Source organism: Burkholderia sp. IDO3 (assembly GCF_003366075.1).
Lineage (GTDB): Bacteria > Pseudomonadota > Gammaproteobacteria > Burkholderiales > Burkholderiaceae > Burkholderia > Burkholderia anthina.
This window is the reverse complement of sequence record NZ_CP028965.1, coordinates 384,632-406,720: the sequence shown is the minus strand read 5'-3', so window position 1 is coordinate 406,720 and position 22,089 is coordinate 384,632. Positions and strand designations below refer to the sequence as shown.

Sequence of the window (22,089 nt, the reverse complement as noted above, 5' to 3'; positions counted from 1 at the left end):
GTCGTTCCTTAGTTGCCCTTGGTCGCGTACATGATCACGCTCGCAGTCGCGCCTGCAGACGCACACGCCGTGGCAGCCGTGCCCGAGCTGAACGTCGTCGACGGCCCGGAGATCGTGGTGTTGTTCACCTTCACCTGCGTATAAGCCTCCGAAATCGAATCGGCCGACAGTGCGCACACTGTGGCCGGGATCGGGTACGTCACCGCGATCGCGTCGTTCGTCGCCGTCACGGTGGCCGGTGCTGCCGTCACCGCGCCCCCGAAGATGCCCGTCAGCGCACCGGAGGTTTTGTTCAGGCGACGTCCGGCCGTGTCGAACGCACGGTTTTGCGTAAGCGACAGCATGGTGACGCCCGAGAAGTCGATCTCACCCGCCGTCGCATCTTGAATGCCGCTCACGAAGTACTGCGCTTCGCTCTTGAATTGCATCGCATGGATCCGGTCCATCACGTAACCCCGCCCCATGTACACAACGAGCGCAATCAGCGCGGCCGCGGCCATCACGCCCGCCGCTTCGACCAGGGAAAGCTCGCCCTTTTGCTTGCGGCGCCCTTTGCCGATGTACAGTCGTTTGCCCGTGTTCATTTTGTTGGTCTTGTTCATTTCGCTTGCTCCTAGAATTTTTGATTGAGGGAAGTGGACGCACCATCGAATGCGACAGCGCCGGTTGCGAAGTACGACCCGAGGCCGAACACAAGGAACAGCAGCACCGCTCCACCCAATAGCACGTAGTGCGTGATTTTTGCGTTCCGTTTTACTGCCTCGACCACGCGGGACAGGGAGTGCTGGCCGAGTTCCTTGATTGACTCAACGAACTGGTCACGGCCGACCGCGTCGGTCATGATGTCGATGGTGGTCTCCGAGAAGATCCCGGTATCGAGTGCCTGCATTGGTTTGTCTGGATTCGCGGTCAATCTGGTGCTCATCCGCCGTAGGTGCCAACTCATCCAGGGGTCAGCCGCCTTCGTCAGCCGGTCCAGCGCCGCGCGCAGCGTCAGCCCCGAGTCAAACAATCCAGCCAGCGATACGATCAGCAGCGCAGCTCGAAGGTCGCGCCGATTGCGCCACATCAGTGGCATCGCATCGACCTTGTTTCTCCGCTCACCCGTCCAGCGCTTGAGCGTATAGAAATAGCCCGCCACCAGTCCCGCGACGACGGAGCTCGTCAGCCACCAGTAGTTCGCACAGAAGGTGTCGAAGGCGTAGACGAATTGCCCGAACGCGGACCACTTCTCGAGAGGTTGCACGTCCAGCGTCGCCGGCAGGATCTCGGACCCGAACAGCACGCAAAACGCGTACAGGTAGACGATCAGAAACGCGGGATAGGCGATCTGCATCGACGTTGTCGCCGACAGCACACCTTTCGCATGCGCCGCCATCTCGGCAAGCTCCAGGCCGCGGATCGCAGCGTCGTCGCGCGGCGATTGGCCTGCCAGTTCAAGCAGCACGAACTCGTCGGTGGGGACGAACGGCTTCATCGCCGTTGCGAAATCATCGCCAGCGCGCATGCGCTGCGCGATCTTCTGGAACGCCGGCCACGACAGGTTCTTGCGAGAGCGATGGCGCTGCTCGAGTGTCGTCAATCGTTCGAGCAGCGTTTCGCTGTTCCGCAGCCCTTTTTTCGCCACGTCGAGTCGCGTTTCGCGATAGAACATTTCGCGCAACGCGCGGAACCTCCAGGTCGCAACACGCATGCGTTCCGTCGCCGGGAGCGCCATGACGCTCCAATAGACAAGGGCTTTGATCACGATGGAATTACCCCATCCGAATCGGGAAAGACGCGGTAAGCGTCGAACGCACACATCGACTCATCGATGAAGCGAGGATCGATCAGACCTTGCGACGCCTTGTACAGCGCGTGCTCATAGACCGTCTTGCCCGTCATGTCAGCGTCCGAGAAATCCGTCTTCCGGCCCGTGCGCCAGACCTGCTCCGCACCTCGCCAGTCGCGCTCTGCGACGCGCTCGAGGAACTCTGGAGTCGGGCGATACAGTTCCATCGCGAGCGTCTGTCCCTTGACGCCGGCGGCTACTTTGCCGGACCGCGTGAACAATCCCGGGCGTCGGCAATGCTCGCACCCGTCCTCATCTCGACATGCCATGGTCGACGGGTCGAGTCCGAACTTCTGCTCGAGCGTTGCAATCTGCTGCGGCGTCAAGACGTCACGTGCCGAGCGCTTGCAATGCGGGCAAAGCTGCGGAATCAGCTTCTGGTTGCCGACAGCGTTCAGGAAACTGCCCGACGCCACTTCGTCCATCGGCAGCTTCAGGCGGCCACCGACCAGCCGCATCACCGCACCGAGAATGCTGTTGCCGTGAAGCGTCGCGCGAACCGGGTGTCCGGTCAGCGCCAGTTCCGCAACCAGGCCCGCGAGCACGGCATCCCGTACCTCCCCGATCGTCAGGTCGTCGGGGTCCATGCGCATCAGCGTGCGGATCACTTCGACAATCTTCCGGTTCGCGTCCTCTTCGGTCTCGCCCGGTCGGCGCTGAATCGAAATGTCGGACAGCCACGGAGCGGGCACTTCGGACGGCTCATTGACGGCGAACTGCTTGATGCGATCGCGATTCGGGACGAGGTAGGACAGCGCGCGCAGAAGCGTGGTCTTCGCCGAGCCGGTCTCCCCGGTCAGGAAAGTGGCGCCGCCCGTGACTTTGCCCAGGCTTTCGATGATCGCCAGCTGGCTTGGCTCAAGCCCCATCTCGTGCGGCAGCAACACGTTCACATGCTTGAAGTTGCCGTCAAGCAACCGCAGCGCGACGTCGAATCCACCGACGAGCGGTGCGCTCTGCCAGCGGATATTGACGATATCCATGTGTGCGACGAGCGGGATCATCGCGGACTGCGGCGCAGTCGGCTGGAACGTCTCGCCCGAGTTGGTATTTCGCTGGACGAGGTCCTGATAGGCGGCCGACAACGAACGGCGCACAAGTGCCTTCGGCATCTGCCGATACGAGTACAGGTCGCCGTCGACACGCAGCCGGAGCTCAACGTCCTCGGCGAAGTCTCGGTATTCCCAATGCACATCGCCGGCACCGTAGGCCTTGGCAGCCTCAATCACATCTCGGAAAACCCCAATCGCGCGGGAAGCCTCCGGGACGAACGCAGACGCGCGCTGCTTCTCCTTGCTATAGAGGGCCGCAATCACGTCCTCGTCCGCAACCATTTCTTCGTGAATCGAGATATCCGCGCGCGCGAGGTCCTTCAGATAGGTCGCATAGAGCTGGCCGTCGTGGAATCGCTGCGTCGCGACCACGATCGAGATACCGGCCTGCAGCTCGACTGCGATGAACTCGCGCCGAGCCGCATCGCTCACGGCGAGCGCAGCATTCGGGTCGCGTTGGCACAACACGCGTTTGAACGTCAGGGATTCGGCAGACACAAGCCGTGGGCGCCCCGTCTCGATCGCCATTTCCGGCCCCTCGGCGAGATCCATTCCGATGCGCCGAACGGTCGGCGGTTCGTCGTAGCCGCTGCCCTGCTGCATGGTGGCTTCGTCTGCGGATACCTCCTCGACCGAAATGCGCGTCGATTCCTCCGGCGCGGCGGACGCACCCTTGACATTTTCAGCACCTAGTTCAATCGCTTCGTCGGGAGCCGGTTCCTGACCGGTTTGGACATTGGAAGACGATGCTGCAAAGTCGCCATTCACTTCCGAAGCCTGTGCTGCCGCTTCCCGAGCCATTGCACCACTCTGCATCGCGGCCGCCGCCCCTTCCGAGGGCGACGTACCAACGTTCTCACCCAGAACCTCGACGTCTTCGATTTCCTGTTGTGCCCGGCGCAACATCATGCCCATCGTCATCGGCTGGCCATGATTTGCCTGTCGAGGATTGACAGGCTTGCTCGCGGTCTTGAAACGCGGCTCACGCGGATCCTGCACGGGTGTCGACTCACCATCGTCGGTCGGCTCCCGTCCGACGATGGGCATCGCCGCCGCCGCGCTGTCCACGAAACCCGGCTTCAGCGCCTTGAGGCGGCCGAAGAAACCGCGCTTGGTCGGTTCCGGCGTTTCCATTTCCGAGAAGAAGCTCATCGGGTGCCTCCAAGGGGGATACCCGGCAACGGTGCGCCTGGGGGCAATGGCGAGCTCAAGTCCACCAGCGAGCGAACTGCGGCCGTCGCCGGCGACATCTGGACTGGCGCTTCGCCACGAATCGGCTCTTTCCACGTCCGCTTGCCTTCCGCCACGGTGACTGCGTAGCCGTCAACAGCCTTGACGCTCCAGCCGTTGAGCAGCGTCGCACCGACGCGTGCGGGATAGATCGCATCGCGATACGAGTACAGGACATGTGGGCCCGCTTCATCGTTGAATGCGCCGAGAAACGAAACCGGCTCAGCATGGGCTCGAGTCGGCCGCATCGGTTTTTCGACGGGCTTCAGTGATTCGTTAGCGGCAACGCCGCTAGCGGCAATGCCCGGTTGCGGTTGAGACATCGCACCCGGCGGTAACATCCCGGCACCCGGCGCGGTCCCCCCCAGACTACGAACAACGTTGGCTCGCGCCAGTTGGTCGATGTCGTCGATCGAGAGCTTGGCGCCGACGGGGTCGGCATGTGCGGACACGGCAAAACCGGCGGCCGCCGCCGCGATGAGGACGTGCTTAATCAAAGACATAGTATTTTCCCTTCGCGGTGAAGTGGACCCCGTACGGCGAATCGCCGGTATCGCTGCTGGTCGTCGGCCCGACGCCTTCTTTGAGACGCAACTCCACCTTCAACGACTCGAGCGCCATGTTGGCCGGCAGCTTTTCCAGGAGCGGCGACTGCCAGCGGAAGCCTTCGATCGTCCAGTCGCCCTGTTTGATCAGACGGCCGATATGGGCGCCGGCGCCGGACATCGCAATCAGCGGACGCGCCTCGCCAAGCGAAACGGTGTATCCGTACGAACGCAGCTCATACGGCTGCGCCGACATCCGTTGCGGTGGCGTCTGCAACTGGTCGATGAATGCTTGTGCGGAGGGCCATTTAGTGGATTCGCTTTGTGCCAACGACGCGACAGCAGGCACCGCCGCGCCGCGCGAAGTGAGCGTCAGGCCATCACGCGCAAATGCCACCGGACGCATGCCTGCGGTTGCGGCCTGATCGAAGCCGGAGAAAGTGCCGCCATGACGGCGGAACGTGACCGTGCAATACCCCGCCGTCTGACAGTTCGCTTCCTGAAACAGCCATCCCTTGATGACGGTCTCCGATCCTCCCACGGCTGCCAGTAACGCCGGCGCAAGCGCCGACGCACGTGGTTGCGGCTTAGCGAACGTCTCCTGCACGGCCGCTGCGTACTGTTCAGCGAACGTTGGTGCGCGAGGTGGCGGCGGCGGAGGCGAAAGCACGTCCATCAGCTTCGGGACACCGAGGAATGCACCCGCTACGATCGCCGCGACCGGGAGTATGGTCGGGACCGACACGGGCAGCTTCGAGATGCGACCGACCTTCCGGTTTGCGAGCAGCTCGCTTGCCTGAAACGGTTCATCAACGTCGCCGATCCTGTCGCCGATGCCGAGCGACACAAGCGACAGGTTGCCCTTCAGGCATTCCTGCTCGATCTCGAGACGGCGCGACTGCGCGGCCTCTGGTGTCAGTACCTCATCGCTGCGCACCGCACCACGCACCACAAACACCGTGTAGACGCGCTGGCCATCCTGCAGCAGGACCAACGCCGCGGCTCGGTTCTTGATGCGATCGTGCAGCGCGACGCGCGCAGCACCCGAGTACAAATGAGCGCCCTTCAACTCCGACATGTCCGGCATCGCGAAGCCGCCAATTTGCTCGGTGCCGACCTTGAATTCGACATAGTGCGTTGCACCGAACGCATCGGCATAGCGTCGACGCTCGGCCTTGCCGCCCTTCACCGGGTAGGCCCGCCAGTCGATGCCGAATACAAGGCGTGCGCGCTTGTCGGTCGGCAGGGGTTCCGTGATGTGCATCATCGTCATCACATCGACGGAACGACCGTCGCCTTCAGCATGATGATCTGGAACGTCTTCGCCTTGTTCCAGCTACCCGTGATGCCGGCGATGCCAGTGTTCGTCGTACTGTCGGCCTGATCGGTGATCGCGCCATAGAGCACGATGGTCTGCCCGTCCGACAGTGCGATCGTCTGGTCGTCCTTCGTGCCGATCGTGTGTGCCAGCTGGATCTGCTGCTGGGTCTGACCAGACCCGGCGCCCGCGCTCGTGAACGGGCCGTTGAGTTTCGAGCTATCCGCCCAGTACGCGAGGACGATCTGGTTGTGATCGTTGACCGCAGGCAGGACGTTCACGAAATCGCCCGTCGTGATCGTGCCCGGCGTCAGGCCCGGCACACCGCCGGACGTCGCCGTCAGTGAGCCGGACGACGGCGTGGTCGAGCGCAGGTAGTCGTCGCTCTTGAACGACGCCACCGACACCGGCAGGCCGTTGAGCGTCATTTTGGTCATCGTGTTGTCCTGGACCGTGCGACCGTACTGGTTCAGCGCATTGACGACCGCATTGGTGCCGGAGAACGGCGCATCGGGACGCAACACCGACACACCGACTGAGCCGCCACCCGTGGCAAGCGACGTCGGCGACGTGAAGCTGATTGCATATCGCGCGAGGCCGGCGTGCATCGCGTTGAACACAACGTCCGCGTTCATGCCCGCCTGGCTGCCCCTGTTCAGCGCAATCTGGATCGTGCGGACCGTGATGGCCACCTGACGCGTCGAGATCGCGTTCTCGTGCTTGAGCAGCTTGCCGATGTTGTCCGCGGCTTCCTTCGTGTCGTACACCATCACGAGTCGGCTCTGCGGGTTCACGCTCACGCGACCCATGGGCGACTTCAACTTGTCGATTTCCGCCGTAATCGCCGCGATCTGATCGAAGTCGCCTTCGCGGCCGGTCGACGTCTGCGCCGAGAACGATCCCGTATTGCCGCCCGAGCTGCCACCACCGCCGCTGCCCGACTGATTGCCGGTCGACGTGTCCATGCCCTTGCTCATCGTCGATTTGATCGACACCTTGCCCGGAATCGCCGCGATCTGGTACATGCGCGTGACGAACCGATTCACGTTGATCGTGCTGCCGTCGAAGGACCAATCGAGGCCGAGATCGGTCGTCATGTTCTTCATGTACATCCCGGCTCGACCGGTAAACGCCTGCCGGTAGATCGGCTCCTCGGATCGCGCGGCGCTGTTCTGGCCTTTCGACTCGGTTTGCCCCGGCACCAGCGAATCGCGCGGCACGAACACGTCCGGGCTCAGGTGCACGGGATAGCCGGTCGCGGTGGAAATTAGCGTGGCGATTTGCTTGATACCGAGGTTCGCCGGTAGGGTGACCGTCTTGTCGCGGAACACCGCAGGCAGCGTCGCCTCATAGGCGAGCGGCACCAGCCGGTCACCGAGGAAAGCGGTCGGCACGTCCTCGACGAGCGCCATCGGCGTCGGACCTTTCCCGAGCGCATCTGAGATCGTGCGATGTGCGGCGTCGTAGCTGTCGTTGACGTCCTGCTGCGTCACCGCGCAGCCGGCGGTCATCAGGGCGGCTGCGATCGCGATCGTGGATTTTAAAAGGTGAACGCGCATGGTTCTCAGTCCTGGCAGTTGCCCGCGCGTGCGATCACGCGGATGACGTTGTTCGAATGGCGGCAAGCGCGCGTCGGCGTACGCATATGATTCGTCGCCTTCATCACCTGCTGTAGTACGGAGGTGAAGTCGCCCGTGAATGACGCGTTGAATTCAAGGGGCAAGTCGTCGTCGATCTTCCATGCCAGTTGCCAGCCGTGCTGCTGCAGCCAGCGGTCAAGCGCGTCGCGAAGATTGACGTCAGCTGGCGTCACGGAGAACGTGAGCGTGCCGCTCGCGGCGGGTGCACTGGCACCCGGCAACTCGACTGCGGCAACGTCGGTCGACGATGCTGGCGCACTCGTGCTCGTCGGCATCGCCTGCGCCGGCTTCGGGCTTTCGGCGGCCGCCGATGGTGCTTTCGGCGCCGATGCCAGTACCTGCCAGCCGTCCGCATCAATCGAGCTCGTCGCTGCTTGAGGTGCCGCAGTCACCGCGGCGCTGAGCGCGACCAGTGCTACAGCTACGATCGCGCGTGCTCGCGCCTGATTCGAATGTGTCTTCTGCATGGTTACCGACCCTGTTGCATAAAGCGGCGATAGATCGCGCTGGCGTAGACGAGCTGCTTGGACGGCGTCACCGCGTTATAGGCGCCGACCGCCTTCCAGTTCGGCCCGAAGCGGCGCACGTTCGACGCGAGGATCCACGCACCGACATACGCGCTCACGCAGCCATTGAAGAGGTGTTCGCGACGGATGCCGTAGCGCGACAGAGTCGGGAGCCACGACGTGTTGATCTGCATGAGCCCGATGTCTTCGCTGCCGTTCGTGTTCCGATTCACGGCATTGGGTCGCATGCCCGACTCGTGTTGCGCGATGACGCGCAGCAGCCGTGGATTGACGCGATGAAATGCGGCCGCGTCATCCAGGCAATCTGCGCGCGCCGGCAACGCGGCGACCACCATCACGGCGGCGGCGATCGAGACGATGTGCTTCACGAAGTTGGCCCTCCGCTCGCCTGCAGCGTTGCGTCCGGCGTTTCGCGATAGATGACTTCCTTGCGGCGCTTGACGCGGATCGTGTTGCCGTCGGCCGTCACGGTGAACAGATCGGACGTGCCCTCGAACATGAAGTAACGCCCCTTCTGCTCGCCGATGCCCAGGTTCCGCACATCCGTCACGCCGACCCGCACGACCGATTCCGCGAACTTGAAGTACGTGCGGCCCTCGCGATCGAACACGGCTTCGAGCTTTGCCGGGTTCGGCTGATCGAAGTCGTAGACCGTCTTCGCGTCGCGCGTCACCTCGACGCGGCTTGTCGCGTCGGCCACGGTGAAACGTTCCGCGCGGTCGATCGTCATTACGCTCTTGATCTCATCCCAGCTGGTGCGCAACGCCTTCCCATCCGGCGTCGTGAACGTGACGGTCTTTGCCGGTTTCGCCGTAAAGCGGATCTGCATATGCGTGTCGTCGCCATCACGGATCGCCTGCGCGCCAAAGCGCTCGGCCAGCCGGGACACCGGTGCGGGCTCCGCGGTGACACGCGCGACGACGCTGTTCAAACCGGCCTCGTCGGCATCGCGGCCGGACGACGCATAGTTCAGTGCGGCGGACTTCGGCGGATCGCGATGCAACCGCACATGCCGCCCGCCGAAATCGACGTCCGCATACAGCCCGGTTTGCGTCATCAAGCGATCGAGCGCCTGCATCCAGTTTTCGCCATCACGCGTGGCGAATAACTCCGAAGTCGTCAGGTCGACGTCCTTCTGCGCCGACCCCGTCCACCCCTGCGGAACGAGCGATTTGACGACGTTGCCGACCGGCATCGATGCATGAAGCGCGCGAACCGGCGCGAGCGCGGAGCGCGTGCCGATCAGCACCAGTCGGTTCGTGAAGCCATCGAATCCAGCCGGTTGATCGTCCTTCATTGCAGCGAGTGCGCCGGTGCCGCCGATGAAGGTGTTCGCCTTCTTCCATCGAGCCGTGGCCGAATGGGCACCGACTTTGTACGTGATCGACGCCGGTGTGCCTTCGACGACGACATACGGACCTTCGGTATGGCCGCCTTCGGCGACAATGACTTGTCCCGCGCGAGGCTGGATATAGGTCTTCGCGCCATCGTTGAAGATCAGCGCTGGCCGCTCGGAGATGCTGCCGAGGATGTCGTAGTCGAAATCGAACGGGTCCGTGTTCGCCGCCGATGCGGCCGCGCACACGATCGCCGACGCGGCGCACGCGAGAATCTTGGTCGTGTGCTTCACAGGCCTGCCTCGATCAGGGAAAGGTGCCGAACGAACCGCGTGAGGTACGAACGACCGGGATTGGGATTCGCGCTGTGGTAGTAGGCGATCGCCTTCGCGACCGAGTCGGTTCGCGCAAAGTTCTCGGTGAGGATCGCTTCGGCTACCGCAACGTTGGACGCGGGTGCGAGGGCGTCCCACGCCGACGCGAAGCGCTTGCCGTGATACCGCCAGTTCACCTGCATGAGGCCGACATCGAAATCCGTCCGCCCGCGAGCGAGCAGCGCCTCGACCGCCTTGTAGGCTTCCTCGCGTGACTCGAAGAAGAAGCCCTGACCCGCGACGTTCAACGTCCACGGCCACGCGCGGCCACGGTAGTTCGATTCGTTCAGGGCGATACCGGCGAGGATCTTCGGATCGACGTTGGTGTGCAGCAGCTCGAACGGCACGACAGCCCGGGAGCACGCCCATCCACCTCGCCGCTCGGCGAGGGCCGCCTGCGCGCCGTCATCCAGCACGAGTGGCTGCAGCCAGCCCCGATCGATGAACAGGTCGTCGAGGGCGACGTCACGCCCGTCGATCGAGACAGTGATACCGGCTTCACGTGAGCTGCGCACGGTCTGGCCAATCAGCGGCGACGCCCACTCGATGAAAGCGTCGAGGCCGCAGTAATAGACCGGCTTGCCCGGCAGCATCGCGACCTGGCGCGTCGCGCCGTCTTGAATCACGATGCTCACCGGGCTGATCACCCGCGCGATCACGGCCGACTGAGCATAGGTGCTCGCCAACGCGATCGCCGCAAAGAGAGCCATGCGCTTGATCATCGCGGCCCCCGGTACGGCTCGAGCACCATGTCGCGATTGATCTTCATCATGAAGTGCCGTTCACCCGGCTTCGAGGTGATGGTCGGTGGGATGTTTTTGTAGCGGTCGAGCACCGACTGCGCCGTTTGCGCCGCGATCTGACCAGCCGTGCCGCCTACTTGAGTGACACCAAGCGGGCCCGTCGTCGTGCTCTGATCGCTATTGCTGAACGTGCGAACCAGAATCGCCGTCAAGAACGAGGTCGAGTAGATCTTCAGGAAGTGGTTGTTCACGTCACCACTGAAGCCGGCCGTGCCATCACCGTTAGCACCTTGCGCGCCGTACAGCGGCACGTGTTTGCCGTTCGGCAGACGCATCTCCGCGCCGGCGACGAGAATGGACTCCTGCCCCGGCTGAATGTCCGAGCTGTAGGGCGCAACGATCGTGGTGCCCCACGGAATCACCAGGCAACGCCCATCGCCATTGTTTGCGTACACGTCGCTTTCGACGATCAGCGATGCGGTGCCGGGACGATCCGAGTTGAGCGCCTCGTTCGAGAGAACCGGGATCTTCGCCGGCGGCGACAGCGTGCAGCCGTGCGACTGGCCAACAAAGCCGGTTCGCGCAAAGTCTTTGTCGCCCTCGCTCAGCTGCGCGACGTCGCGCATGAACGCGTTGTCGCGCTGTTGAGTCGTCACCGGTCCGGCAGCCTGGCCGCCGCGCGAAGCAAGTGCAGCAGCCTGCGCCATCGCTTCTTTCGTTGCTGCGTCTTGAGCGGCCGCCTGCTGGAGCAGCATCTGTTGCGGCGAGATGATGCCGTTCGGCAGTTGCGGCTGCTGCGGCTGGGCGTCCTTCACCTTGACACCCGGGCGGAAGATCGGCGAGACATAGATCGTGTCCTGGTCATTCGCCGCTTTGAGCTCGCCGGTGCTTGCGCTCGGCAGGACCGCGTCCGCCGACAAGGTCGGCTTCTTCGCATTCGTGGCAGCAGCGGCGCTTGCGGCCGCTGCTGCTTCCGCAGCGCGCCGACGGGCCTCGGCCTGTTGTTGCTCGATGATCTTGTCGACGTCAGCTTTGTCGGCGTTGCTTTTGTCGACCGCTTCGGCCGCTCGTTCACGCTTTGCCTTCAGCGCTTCCGCCTCTGCCTTGTTGGCTTCGAGCGTCTGCGTGTAGAAGCCCAGCGAGCCGATTGCAACGGCGGCAATCGCGCCGATGGCAATCATGACGTTGCGCGGCACCTTGCCCTTGAACAAGGCTTTCTCTTCCGGGCTGCTCGGATCGATCTGCTTTGCCATACCGACCTCAGAACCCGAACAAACCGCGGCGGCCGCGAGTGATCGTGACTTCCTCGCCCGGTCGCGTGAGCTTCACTTCATCTGCCAATCGCTGGATGACGATGTACGGGCCGCGCCGGATAAAGTTCGGGCTGACGATGTCGCCGCCGTCCTTGATGGTCGGCACGGCGAACGGCGTGCGCGGCGGCATCCTGATCCAGATGAACGTGCCATCGTCGAAAACCGTCTCCGGTTTGAGCGAGCTCGTGCCGGACACGGTGTATTCGAAGTTCAGCTTGTCGGGCGGAACGCCAATCGGCCCTGAATCGGATTGACCAGCATGGTCCGCGTCGCGGTCGTCGTCGGGAGCGTTTCCGCGCGTGCGCACCTTCGCCATCAGCGAATTCGGGTAGTTGAAGCGCACGTTCTGGTAGAACAGCCCGCCAAGCGGCGACGAGACGAGCGTCAGCTCGTACTCGCGCTTGTTCGTGCTCAGGTGCAGCGTGTTGACGAGGCCGGGCTTCGTCGGCTTGACGTACACGTGGTTTGCACCGTCCGTATCGATGACCCACTGCACCGAGTCGCCCATCGCCGGCTCGCTGATCAGGCTCTCGCCCCGCTCCAGCTCGATCGTCGTGAGCTTCAGCGGTGCCGTCATCACGCGGTAGATTTGGTCGCGGCTGTACGGGAAGACAGCCATGCGGGCGTCGCCGGGCATCGTTATGGGATCGGCGCCGGAGTTGTACGGATTCACCGGGCTCATCGCGTCGCCGATGATGCTGCCGACATCAAACCCCGGGATCGGCGAGACAGGACTCGCGGCAGTCTTTGCGGCGAACGCATTGGCCGACGCCGCGATCAACGCGAGCGTGCCCCAGGTCAGGAGGGAACGTGGTCGTTTCATGCGCCGGTTTTTTGCAGAGTGAAGAACGGGTAATAGAGACCGTACGGATTCGTGCCGAGTACGTCCTCTGCGGTCGGAGGAATGATCTGGTAGCGCATCGTAAGCGCGAAGCGGACATCGACGGGCTTGTCGGTGGGCGATTGCCGGGTCGAGGTCGTAAATTCGACGACGACGGTCGAATCCTCCAGCAGCGAGACGTTGGTGACCTTCGGCTCGCGGACCAGCTTCGGATTGGTCGTGATCTGGTCGAACGGCTTGTCCTCGCTGATCCACGACGCGAACTGGTTCTTCGCGTTGCCGACCATCTTGGCTTTGACGGCGTTGATGTTCTTGGCGAGGCGTGAAGTTCGAATGTCGTCGGTGAGGACCGGCTCGATCGTGAACCAGTGCTCGACGTCCTGTTTGATCGCCGTACGTTTCGCCTGGTCATCCGGGTTGTACGCGGCCAGTTGCTTGACCAGCGGATTACCGCCGGCATCCGACGAGACACCATAAGCCCGCACAACCGACGGCGGCGGTTGCCGCGTGTACACCGCGCCACCTGCGATGATCGCGAGGACGAAGCAGAAGGTCTTCCAGTGATTGGCTTCGATCCGCAGACGCGTCCCCTGGTCGAAGATGATCTTTTCGGGATCGTCGTTCGAGTAGTGGCCGGGCGCCGGCGACAGGGCGACCTGCTTCTTGCTACGGGGAAAGAGTCGGGGGAGTCGCATCACGGAGTTCCAATTGGGACGGATCAATTGGAACAGCCGAGGCGACAACGGCACTTGGGAAAAGAGCCGTCATTTCGGGGACCTTTTCGAGACGCCGAGAATCGCCGGCCATCGGTGCGACTGCGCGCAACCGGTTGAGGGGCGTACGGCAAAAAGCCCTACGAAAATCGTGAGCTTTTGGGTCTTGCGTTTACGACTACATCGATAGAATTAGTGCGCCATCGTTGCACGCGTTGCACGCAGCACTCTGGTGGTGACGAGACGGCAGTCATTCGCAAATCATTGTTTTCGCACGATTCTCGACCCAGTCCGCGTTCGAGGAATCCTGATGCACCCCTCAACCGGTTGAGGGGCATTTTTCAGAAACAACAACAATTGACGATCAGCGATCGTCGACTCCTATGACCTGTTCCAATTCGTGTAATAGTTCGGCCGCTGAGAAAACAGGCATCCCGCGAGATCGCTTGGCCGCGATCGCGCGACATGAGGATCTTCGCGGGGCTGGCTCTCCACCCGTTGTGCTAGGCACGTTCTATCGGGAGCAGTTGGATCGGCAGCTTTGGCCCAGTCAAGCAACGATGGCCGCGGACTTCAACGTGTCGAAGGCCATTGTCACACGGTCTATCCACGCCTCTTTGCTTCCGCTCGAAGTGATCGCCTGTTTCGGCGGACCATGTCAAGTCTCATACCGGACAGCAGAAATCGCTACGAAGTTGATTCGGGAAGTTGGTAAGGACCTTGTCACGCGAAGAGCTCTAACGGTGCCGGCCAACATTGCTCCATCGAAAGTGATATCGATACTGTCTACGGGCGTAGTCCAAGCCGGGGACGGTGTCGAACTTCGATTGTCGCTAGGTGCAAATGGCAGGCATCTCAGAATCGATGCGCCTTATATCAACCTCGTGGTTCCCCATCTTCCCCTACTGCAAGATCTGCTGAACGCTCTCCTTCCGTCGGTCCTTCCGCGCAGACGCTGACGGTATTTGCCGATCGGGTGACAAATTCCGACCTCGAAGGAGTTGCCAGACGATCGGTGACATTATCCGACCTAGTGCTTTCGGCAGACTGCCAGAACGAAATAAGTCGCCGCAGCGCAATAGTGACTGTTTCCGACCTAAGGCCTGTCGAGAGGTGACATTTTCCGACCCGTGGCTACAGTTCCTAAAGGTGACGGATTCCGACCTACTGGCTTACCGCGAATGGTGACATATTCCGACCTTCTGACTCTAGGCCTCAAAAGTGACGTTTTCCGACCCTGCACGCCGTCCCAAAAGGTGACATCATCCGACCTGCACGCAGAACTGGTGGTGACAAATTCCGACCCGTTTGGTGTTTTGAGAAGTGACATATTTCGACCTGAGGCCGAAGCTCTTCTCTCTTTCGCACGCTGGCATTTCGCGTCAATAGTGACGTTTTCCGACCTAAGGCCGGGTCCTTTCTATGACTTTTTCCGACCCGCCGTGATGGTTTCTCCGACGATGAACCACCCAGGGTCAGCGGACTGGCCCTCATAGTTTGCAGTAACGGTGACGTTTTCCGACCCGGCAGTCCGACCGGTCACTTGCACGGGGCCTATTCGGTCAAAGGTGAGTGAGTACTTAGTACCTCTCGGCTGGTGAGGTCGGAAAGCGTCACCTTTTGCGCTGGCAAACCCGTCTTTGCGGGCAGTCGGATGCGGATTGGAGGTCCTGCAGGCGCATTGAGGTCGGGAAATGTCACTTTTCAGTGGTCCGGCGTGCGCTGGACGTCGGTATGGGGGTGGGTTTTGTTGTATAGAAGCAACTTTCAAACGGTGCTTTTTGTAAGACAGTTTGTAGAACCGTTTGTAAAACCTTTTGTAAACGCTGTGCTCCGTCTCGCAGAGGCTTGTCAGCTAAGGCTCTGCGGGGCATCACAGTCGAGAAACTGTGACGTTTACCGACCTGGCGGTGACGCAATCCGACCCTAAGTAGACACAAAGCGGGCCGGTGGTGACAAATTTCGACCGTTATCCACAACGGTGACTTGCACCCTGAGCATGTCACCTTATAATTGTGACACTCTCCGCTGAAGGTCACCTTTGTGAACAAAAAGGCAAAAAACCAGTCCGAGCCCGCTCAGGTCGAGATCGTTGAACTCGAACCTCTCCGGATCGAGCCGTTGGACGAACCTCCTCTGGACGGTGATGGCCGAGTGCGGGGGACTGTTGCCATGAGCCGAGCGCTGGTCAATGCTCAGCAAGGCCTGACCCTCAACGAGAAGCGAGTCATGATGGCGGCGCTGCGATGCATAGACAGCAAGAAGTCGCCGTACTTGCATGGTAAGGGTAACGGCTATGTGAGTGTTCGTGTTCGAGCCGACGAGTTCGCCGCCCTTGCAGCACTTGCCCCGCGGTCCGGCGAAAAACAGGCAACCGCTGCGTATGAGGGACTGAAGGAAGGCTGTGCGAGTCTTCAAAAGCGTCAATTGACGTATATGGATGGCCCGAGGAAGGTGGTACTGAATTGGGTGTGGAAGGCGGTTTATCACGAACGAGAAGGATGGGCAGAAGTTTCCTTCTCTCCGGATTTAACGCCCCATATCTTCATGTTGCAGCGGCGTTTCGTCTCGTATCAACTTGAGTTTGCCCGAGGGCTACAGTCACTTTACTCGTGGCGGCTCCTCGAACTGTTGATGCGAGAGCGGGATCGGGGCAGGCTCCTGATCACGTTGGAAGATTTCCGGCACGTGCTTGAAATCCCGGCGACGTACCGCTTTGCCGACATCAAGCGTCGGGTGATTGAAACCGCTGTGAACGAGCTGAACGCAAAGGCGGATCTTGTAATTTCCTGGACACCGGTGAAGCTCGGCCGCGCGGTGAATTCGCTCGATTTCAAGTTTATCCAGAACCCGCAAAGCCGCCTAGCGCTGGACGGCGAGTTGCCCTTTGAAGAATCAAGTGTAGCGGCAACTGCCGGAAGCTGAAGCGCGACGGTCTCGCAGTAGTTCCGTCGCGCTACATTGCTTGTAGTACGGCACGGGATGAATGCCACTCTAGCTGTATTGCCTACCCGGCGGACATACCTGGGTGTCGCACATCCCTACTTCAGTTGGTGGCCGTCTTCGGCAAGGAGCTTTTTGAAGGCCGCAACGTATGCCTCGGCTTTTTCGGCCGAACCTAGAGCGAGGTCCAGACGGACCTTCCCGTCGCCCCATTCCTTGATCGCACCGATCTCGGCCCCTTCAACAGTTGACACCTTGTACTGTCGCGAAAGGGACTTCCGTGGGGCCCGGCCATTCTCGAGACTTTCGCGTATAGCCTTCACCTTCTGAAACGGCAATTCCTCGTCACGAATGCGCTCGGCAAATGCCAAGGTGCGCTTCTCGTCCGATGCCTTGAGGAACAGGGTGAGCTCGTAGCTAGTTGATAGGCCGAATTGTTTGGGATGCGAACCGATCACGTCCAGGACTGACTGCGGCAGATCCAGAAGCGCGAGAATTTTGCTGACCTTGGATTTGCCCTCCTCCACCAAGACCGCCAGCTCGTCATTCGATTTTGCATGACCCTGATCGAGAAGTTTCTTGTACCCGAGTGCGACGTCCAAAATTGTTTCCTGCTCGCGCTCGTTGTTTGCGGCTCGAGCAAGGCGGTAGAAATCTATCGGGTCCAGGCCTTCGAGAAGCTTCACATCCAACGTCTCGGAGCGATTCCGGAGCGCACCAAGCTTTCGGAACTGGCCGTCGATCAAGATTGCGCGATCCGGAAAGTCGGGGTGGCGTCCAGCAAGCACAGGGACGAGTTGACCATCTCGGGCCATTGAGGCTGCGCGCGCGGCGATGAGCTCTTCTTTGTAGATAGTGCGACTGTTGAGCGGGTTATCGTCGATATGGCTTATTGGCATTGTTATATACCGCGCCTGCACCTTCCCTACTTGCTCCAGACTTGCCAAATACGCTTCTGCAGCCGATCTTGTCGGGGCAGCGACATTCTCGTTGGGCTGATCCAATAGGCTGCTTCGGCCGCTCAATGCTTCATCAACGCGGTCGAACCTTGAAGGTGTCGCCGTCTCTCGCATTGTCTGGTCGCGCTTTACACCGGCATTAAGCGCCGCAGAGAAGTCTTTCTTGCTCATGCACGCACCTCCAGAACTTCAAGAATTTCGTCGACAAGATCATTCAGCTCTTTGTGGGCGGCCTTGGCCGAGCGGAGTTGAAGGACAGTAGCGCCAGATACCTCTGCTTCTTTGTACGCGGTGCGGAAGCCGAGCTTCGTTTTCAGCATGGGAAGCTCATCGTCACCAGCTGCAGCTTCAAAGATCTGCTTCACGATCGTGACGTTCTGGTTCATGTTTGCGAATGAACGAAGCTTGAGATCCGGGTTGCGGATCTGCGCCTCCATACCTAATTTTTTTGCCTCTTGAACCGCCCAGAGGTTGCCGCCCGACGCTGCAATGGGAATCAGTCCCAGATCGGAAATAAGAAGGGCAACAGAGGGCGCAGCCGATTTAATGGCGGGCGGACAGTCGATGACAATAAAATCATAGTCATTCACGTACTTTGCAATCTCCCGATCCGGCCTGGGACTTAGCGCCAGGTTCGAAATAGCTGCCGGGTACGGTCGATCATCTGGGGCCGCGCCGACTGAGAGTGTCGCGGTGCCCTGCTCGTCCAAGTCGACGAGCATGGTTCGGTAGCCTCGCAGGCCGAAGGCACCCGCGATATTGGTCGAGGTCGTTGTTTTCCCCGACCCTCCTTTCTGGTTGAAGACGGCAATAATTTTCGCGGCCATGCGTTCTCCTTATGCACTCGGTGCTCGGACAGGAGCAGTTTCTACGTAGAAACTGCTCGCCAAGCGGGCTGCCAGGGATATTAGGATGCCACCCGGAAAACATCAAGAAAAACGACACGATTATGAGAAATTCTAGGCTCCGGTGCGATAGATCAACCGAAACTTGTAGAGTGGCGTACTTCCCAGGAGTAGTTTCTACGTAGAAACTTGGGGTATCGCCAGCAGCACCTTTGGCGGCTTAACAGTGCGGCGGACGGGTCGCGAATCGAACGCAAACGGGGCAATTGCCATTCTCTTGTGCGACCTCTTTGAATCGTGCGCAGTTTTTGACCTTACGTCCTAGCGCCGCAGTGGGCAGTTTCTACGTAGAAACTGCGCTCGCGTACGGCGGGCTCGAAAGCAACTTTTTGCGGTCGGTACCCTCGGAGCGGCGCATCGGGGCGTTCTTTTTGGGTGCTCAGAAGACGTTCAGTTTCTATATTGAAACTGAATCGTCCAAGTAATTGCAGACGTCGGGATCAATCTTCAACGCGGGCGTACTGAGTGTGACGCTGGATGTTCGCAGATCTAGTTTCTACGTTGAAGCTGCGGTCGATGCTGTCGGCAATGCCCCTCGAAGACGTCTAATCTGATGCTCGCGGGGGGCGTTCAGTTTCTACATGGAAACTGAACGGGCCAAGCAGTTACAGACATTGGTCAACCGACAAAGCTCGTATGCTGAGCGTGATAGCGAATGCTGGCAGATCCAGTTTCTACGTTGAAACTGCGACCAGCTTGCACGACAGAAGCAATCACGAACCGTTTCACCGGAGGAGAGGATGGAACGCCGACTGATATCTCGTCGTTTTCGGATTGTGGGATCCAAAGCTTCGATTTTTTCCTTATATACTGACTTTACGCTACGCGCCCGCGAATGGCCGCAGCATACACTCCGTCGCAATGTCCAGGATTATCTGCGGGATCATTGGCCTGTAAGGACGGAAGTCGTAGATCATCTGGTAGTTCGATAACTCCCACGGAGTTAACTCCGACTTAATCTAGGAGAAGTCGAAGGTGGGTCGTCATCGCCACCATTGATGATGTTTCGTCGGACACGTTCAGACTGGCGGTCAAAACAGCAATGTTGGCGTCGCAGATACTTCCGATTCTAGGGCGATTCGCCATCAATCGATTTTGATGGCCCGAGCCGCGCTAAGCTGTAGCTAATCTAAGGAAGGTCTCGGCCTCTCGGTATTGGCGGCCAAGCTCCGCAGTCGCGTAGATCGATGTGGTGTCGAGCGAATCGTGACCGGCAAAATTTCGCGCGCTCTCGAGGCTCATGCCATTGGCCAGCGCATGCGACACGAACGTGTGTCGCAGCCAGTGCGGACTGGCTGCGCTGAAAGCGCGTGCGTGTGGCGAGTCCTCACGTAGTGCCGCGGCAGTTGCCATCGCGAAAAACTGCCTAACCGCCTTATAAAGTTGAATCGGATGGATCGGGCCGGTTTGCCGCGCGCGCGCCGCGAGCTCAGGCGCCGGATCGGTTTTGCTGGCTTGCGCCGCGCGCCGGATCTTGCCGATCTCGGCATTCGACAGAAGCGCCGGGATCAACGGAGTGGTGGCAGGGCAGGCGAGGGGGGCGCGCGGCAGGCCGCGGGATTCCAGATAGTCGCCCATCAAGTCCAACACCGCCGGCACCAGCGGCACGAAGCGTTCCTTTGCGCGCTTGCCGACCACGCGCAGCAATCGGATCGTCCCCAATTCCGGCCCGGCGTAGCGCTCCTGCACATCGTCCGTGAAGGCGCCGCATAACTCGGCGCGTCGCAGCCCCGTGCTGTACGCGAAGCTAAGCACGAAGCGCATGCGCGTTGCCGCGGCCGTGTCCGGCATCGCGTCGAGCACGCGCATCGCGAAGCGCCAGGCGTCGGATGTCAAGCCGCGCTCGATCTGCAGGCGCGACTTCGCGGCCACCCGCCGCTCGTTGCCGGCGGCGTCGTGCGTCGACCCGGTGAACACGCGAACCTTCGCGAAGGCGTTGTGATCCAGGTACTGCGCGTCGACCAGCTCACCGAAGAATTTCTTGAGCGCGGACAGCGCGTCCTGCCGGCTCTTGACCGATAACGGCCCGCGGAACGGCCTCCAGCCCAGATCACCGCGATGCGCGGTGCCCGTCATGACCCATTGGCTCGCAGGCTGCGGATCGGTCAGGAAACCGTTGATGTAGTCGCGCGCATCGTCCGTGTCGAGGCTCGACAGCGCCTTGCGCTTCACGAAGATCGACCAGAGCAGCAGCCGCTCGGCTTCGGTGCGATAGCGCTGGCGCGTATGCGGGTTCTCGTAGTCGGCTAGCCAGAATTCGATCGCCTCGCGGTCGTTGTTGGCGCGGCTGTTGTTCCTGACCAGATTGCGGTGGATGCCGTGCGAACCGTCCATCTCGGGCGGCAGCAAGAAGCGCTCGAGCGGCACGATCGCGGTGACGGGACCGGCCGCGGCGAGCCGTGGGGCGGGCAGTGTGGATTCTGACGGGTGGGTTTGCACGCCGGCGGCCAGCTGCAGGCCGGCGACGTCGCCGTAGTGTCCCAGCCACGCGCTGATGCGGCGCGCGCCGACTTCGCCCAGACGTGGCACGCGTCGGTACCAGCGGTAGCCGAGCGCGTTGATCGACTCGACCAGCTTGCCGATCGTGGTGAGGCCGACGTCGGCCAGACGGAGCGCGATGGCGGTATCGAACCAGCCGAGCACGTGGTGCTCGGGACGCGGATCCTCGACCACCAGCCGTGCGAGCGCCTCGAGCGCCGCCATCTGCCGCGCGCGCAGGCGGGCGTTGCGCTGCTGTCGACGCAGGGTCGCGCCGGCGTCGGCGTCCGCGCCGACATGCCGGGCGGCGAACAGGTCGAGCAGCTCTTTCTCGGTATAGAAACCGTCCGGATCGTGCTCGGCGGCGAAGTCCTCCAGCGACGGAATGGCCTGCGCCAGGGCATCGGTCGCCGGCGTCGCGGCGCCGGCGGCCGGCCGGATCGCGAGCAGCCGCGCGGTCGCGAAGTCCTGGCGCTTGCGCGCCGCGGCGACGAAGGCGGTGACCAGCCAGGTGCGGGTCGCAGCGGCCTTGCGCGCGTCGCGGCCGAATTCGAGGTACTGGTCGGCCAGCTCGGCGAGGTCCAGTCCTTCCAGATAGCCGCGGAAGAAGGCGAGGTGCTGCAGGCCGATGCGGCGCTCGGCGGCGGCCTCGCGACGGGCTGCGCGCGAGCGCGACTTGCGGCGCGCGGCCGGCGTCGTCGTGCGGCGCGGCGTGGCCGGCAGTTCGCGGAAGTCGACATCGAGCACGTCTGGATCGTCGGCGGTCGTCATGGGTGGCTTCGAGGGAATACGGAAACTGTGTTGTTTGATACGTGTCCTGCGGCGCAGCCGCGTCCGCTCGCCTTTGACTTCGTCGGAGGCCGTCCGATGAAGTAAAACTTGTACCAGCTCGGCGCTGCTGATCCAGTTGAAAAGCGGTCGGCCGGCGGGCCGGATACAAGATTTGCTTCTTCGGTTTCGGAAGGAAGAGTTGGAAATTCCGTTGCGCGGAAGGAAATGTTGGAAATCTCACGTACTTGACGTGCTCGGCAGCACGCACCCCGTGGAACATCCCAAAATAAGGCGACATCCACATAACGGTTTGTTTTGACTGGATATTCGTCAGTCACCTCGACGATGTTTCACGAATTCGAAGGATGAGCCGTGTTTTTCATCGGACAAAAGCTCCCTGAAAACGGGCTTTCCCATCGCAAGCCGCTCAGGGTGTCAATTTGTATCGGTTGGTACGTGTTTTGTGGTTTTTGGTTTCTGGCAATGCTCCGCCTGACCCTCGCGGTTTCTCCAATTCGTCTGCCGCCATTCTTGTAGTAAAACGTGTGCATGCTTGCATGGAGGGCGCG

General features: G+C 61.2%; 17 protein-coding genes. 1 reads left to right on the top strand and 16 read right to left on the bottom strand.

Annotated elements, in window-relative coordinates:
• Nucleotides 1–8: 8 nt before the first annotated feature.
• The 13 genes from DCN14_RS37665 to DCN14_RS37605 are packed head-to-tail and all read right to left on the bottom strand — an operon-like array spanning nucleotide 9 to nucleotide 13,446.
• Entirely contained in the window at nucleotides 9–602 is a 594-nt protein-coding gene (locus DCN14_RS37665) for a type 4 pilus major pilin (RefSeq protein WP_096506425.1), read from the bottom strand.
• A gap of 11 nt (nucleotides 603–613) precedes the next feature.
• Nucleotides 614–1,747 carry a type II secretion system protein gene (locus DCN14_RS37660; protein WP_240327522.1) on the bottom strand — a complete coding sequence of 378 codons (1,134 nt, stop codon included), beginning with the start codon at nucleotides 1,745–1,747 and terminating at the stop codon, nucleotides 614–616.
• The gene (locus tag DCN14_RS37655; protein ID WP_096506423.1) at nucleotides 1,744–4,035 is read right to left on the bottom strand and encodes an ATPase, T2SS/T4P/T4SS family; all 2,292 of its coding nucleotides are present in this window, start codon (nucleotides 4,033–4,035) and stop codon (nucleotides 1,744–1,746) included. The genes DCN14_RS37660 and DCN14_RS37655 overlap by 4 nt, the downstream gene beginning before the upstream one ends.
• Nucleotides 4,032–4,616, bottom strand: coding sequence for a hypothetical protein (locus tag DCN14_RS37650; protein ID WP_096506422.1), 585 nt, complete (start codon nucleotides 4,614–4,616; stop codon nucleotides 4,032–4,034). The genes DCN14_RS37655 and DCN14_RS37650 overlap by 4 nt, the downstream gene beginning before the upstream one ends.
• Nucleotides 4,603–5,925 (bottom strand): type 4b pilus protein PilO2, encoded by a 1,323-nt coding sequence (locus DCN14_RS37645; protein WP_096506497.1) that lies wholly within the window; start codon nucleotides 5,923–5,925, stop codon nucleotides 4,603–4,605. Before DCN14_RS37645 ends, DCN14_RS37650 begins: the two co-directional genes overlap by 14 nt.
• A 5-nt stretch (nucleotides 5,926–5,930) precedes the next feature.
• Nucleotides 5,931–7,535 carry a type II secretory pathway protein gene (locus DCN14_RS37640; RefSeq protein ID WP_096506421.1) on the bottom strand — a complete coding sequence of 535 codons (1,605 nt, stop codon included), beginning with the start codon at nucleotides 7,533–7,535 and terminating at the stop codon, nucleotides 5,931–5,933.
• A gap of 5 nt (nucleotides 7,536–7,540) precedes the next feature.
• Nucleotides 7,541–8,083 carry a toxin co-regulated pilus biosynthesis Q family protein gene (locus tag DCN14_RS37635; protein WP_096506420.1) on the bottom strand — a complete coding sequence of 181 codons (543 nt, stop codon included), beginning with the start codon at nucleotides 8,081–8,083 and terminating at the stop codon, nucleotides 7,541–7,543.
• Between the two features lie 2 nt (nucleotides 8,084–8,085).
• Nucleotides 8,086–8,478, bottom strand: coding sequence for a lytic transglycosylase domain-containing protein (locus DCN14_RS37630; RefSeq protein ID WP_096506496.1), 393 nt, complete (start codon nucleotides 8,476–8,478; stop codon nucleotides 8,086–8,088).
• 29 nt (nucleotides 8,479–8,507) lie between these two features.
• On the bottom strand, nucleotides 8,508–9,773 hold the full coding sequence (locus DCN14_RS37625; RefSeq protein WP_096506419.1) for a TrbG/VirB9 family P-type conjugative transfer protein: 1,266 nt from the start codon (nucleotides 9,771–9,773) through the stop codon (nucleotides 8,508–8,510).
• Nucleotides 9,770–10,576, bottom strand: a complete 807-nt coding sequence (locus DCN14_RS37620; RefSeq protein ID WP_096506418.1) for a transglycosylase SLT domain-containing protein — start codon at nucleotides 10,574–10,576, stop codon at nucleotides 9,770–9,772. The genes DCN14_RS37625 and DCN14_RS37620 overlap by 4 nt, the downstream gene beginning before the upstream one ends.
• The gene (locus DCN14_RS37615) at nucleotides 10,573–11,850 is read right to left on the bottom strand and encodes a TrbI/VirB10 family protein (protein WP_096506417.1); all 1,278 of its coding nucleotides are present in this window, start codon (nucleotides 11,848–11,850) and stop codon (nucleotides 10,573–10,575) included. The genes DCN14_RS37620 and DCN14_RS37615 overlap by 4 nt, the downstream gene beginning before the upstream one ends.
• A 7-nt stretch (nucleotides 11,851–11,857) precedes the next feature.
• Entirely contained in the window at nucleotides 11,858–12,733 is an 876-nt protein-coding gene (locus DCN14_RS37610; protein WP_096506416.1) for a TrbG/VirB9 family P-type conjugative transfer protein, read from the bottom strand.
• Nucleotides 12,730–13,446 carry a type IV secretion system protein gene (locus tag DCN14_RS37605; RefSeq protein WP_096506415.1) on the bottom strand — a complete coding sequence of 239 codons (717 nt, stop codon included), beginning with the start codon at nucleotides 13,444–13,446 and terminating at the stop codon, nucleotides 12,730–12,732. The genes DCN14_RS37610 and DCN14_RS37605 overlap by 4 nt, the downstream gene beginning before the upstream one ends.
• A gap of 2,061 nt (nucleotides 13,447–15,507) precedes the next feature.
• Here DCN14_RS37605 and DCN14_RS37595 point away from each other — a divergent pair.
• The gene (locus tag DCN14_RS37595; protein WP_096506413.1) at nucleotides 15,508–16,389 is read left to right on the top strand and encodes a replication initiation protein; all 882 of its coding nucleotides are present in this window, start codon (nucleotides 15,508–15,510) and stop codon (nucleotides 16,387–16,389) included.
• Nucleotides 16,390–16,505: 116 nt separating this feature from the next.
• Here the strand turns inward: DCN14_RS37595 and DCN14_RS37590 are convergent, their stop codons facing one another.
• The 3 genes from DCN14_RS37590 to DCN14_RS37580 all read right to left on the bottom strand — a co-directional run bounded on the left by DCN14_RS37590 (nucleotide 16,506) and on the right by DCN14_RS37580 (nucleotide 21,520).
• Complete coding sequence (locus tag DCN14_RS37590; RefSeq protein WP_096506412.1) at nucleotides 16,506–17,537, bottom strand: ParB/RepB/Spo0J family partition protein; 1,032 nt, start codon at nucleotides 17,535–17,537, stop codon at nucleotides 16,506–16,508.
• Nucleotides 17,534–18,193, bottom strand: a complete 660-nt coding sequence (locus DCN14_RS37585) for an AAA family ATPase (protein ID WP_027791981.1) — start codon at nucleotides 18,191–18,193, stop codon at nucleotides 17,534–17,536. Before DCN14_RS37585 ends, DCN14_RS37590 begins: the two co-directional genes overlap by 4 nt.
• 1,191 nt (nucleotides 18,194–19,384) lie before the next feature.
• Nucleotides 19,385–21,520, bottom strand: coding sequence for a phage integrase family protein (locus DCN14_RS37580; protein ID WP_096506411.1), 2,136 nt, complete (start codon nucleotides 21,518–21,520; stop codon nucleotides 19,385–19,387).
• Nucleotides 21,521–22,089: the final 569 nt, after the last annotated feature.

Coding starts and splice junctions, on each gene's coding strand:
- DCN14_RS37585 (WP_027791981.1), bottom strand. CDS start 18,193: ATGGCCGCGAAAATTATTGCCGTCTTCAACCAGAAAGGAGGGTCGGGG.
- DCN14_RS37630 (WP_096506496.1), bottom strand. CDS start 8,478: ATGGTGGTCGCCGCGTTGCCGGCGCGCGCAGATTGCCTGGATGACGCG.
- DCN14_RS37580 (WP_096506411.1), bottom strand. CDS start 21,520: ATGACGACCGCCGACGATCCAGACGTGCTCGATGTCGACTTCCGCGAA.
- DCN14_RS37605 (WP_096506415.1), bottom strand. CDS start 13,446: ATGCGACTCCCCCGACTCTTTCCCCGTAGCAAGAAGCAGGTCGCCCTG.
- DCN14_RS37665 (WP_096506425.1), bottom strand. CDS start 602: ATGAACAAGACCAACAAAATGAACACGGGCAAACGACTGTACATCGGC.
- DCN14_RS37650 (WP_096506422.1), bottom strand. CDS start 4,616: ATGTCTTTGATTAAGCACGTCCTCATCGCGGCGGCGGCCGCCGGTTTT.
- DCN14_RS37615 (WP_096506417.1), bottom strand. CDS start 11,850: ATGGCAAAGCAGATCGATCCGAGCAGCCCGGAAGAGAAAGCCTTGTTC.
- DCN14_RS37635 (WP_096506420.1), bottom strand. CDS start 8,083: ATGCAGAAGACACATTCGAATCAGGCGCGAGCACGCGCGATCGTAGCT.
- DCN14_RS37655 (WP_096506423.1), bottom strand. CDS start 4,035: ATGAGCTTCTTCTCGGAAATGGAAACGCCGGAACCGACCAAGCGCGGT.
- DCN14_RS37620 (WP_096506418.1), bottom strand. CDS start 10,576: ATGATCAAGCGCATGGCTCTCTTTGCGGCGATCGCGTTGGCGAGCACC.
- DCN14_RS37610 (WP_096506416.1), bottom strand. CDS start 12,733: ATGAAACGACCACGTTCCCTCCTGACCTGGGGCACGCTCGCGTTGATC.
- DCN14_RS37645 (WP_096506497.1), bottom strand. CDS start 5,925: ATGATGCACATCACGGAACCCCTGCCGACCGACAAGCGCGCACGCCTT.
- DCN14_RS37590 (WP_096506412.1), bottom strand. CDS start 17,537: ATGAGCAAGAAAGACTTCTCTGCGGCGCTTAATGCCGGTGTAAAGCGC.
- DCN14_RS37640 (WP_096506421.1), bottom strand. CDS start 7,535: ATGCGCGTTCACCTTTTAAAATCCACGATCGCGATCGCAGCCGCCCTG.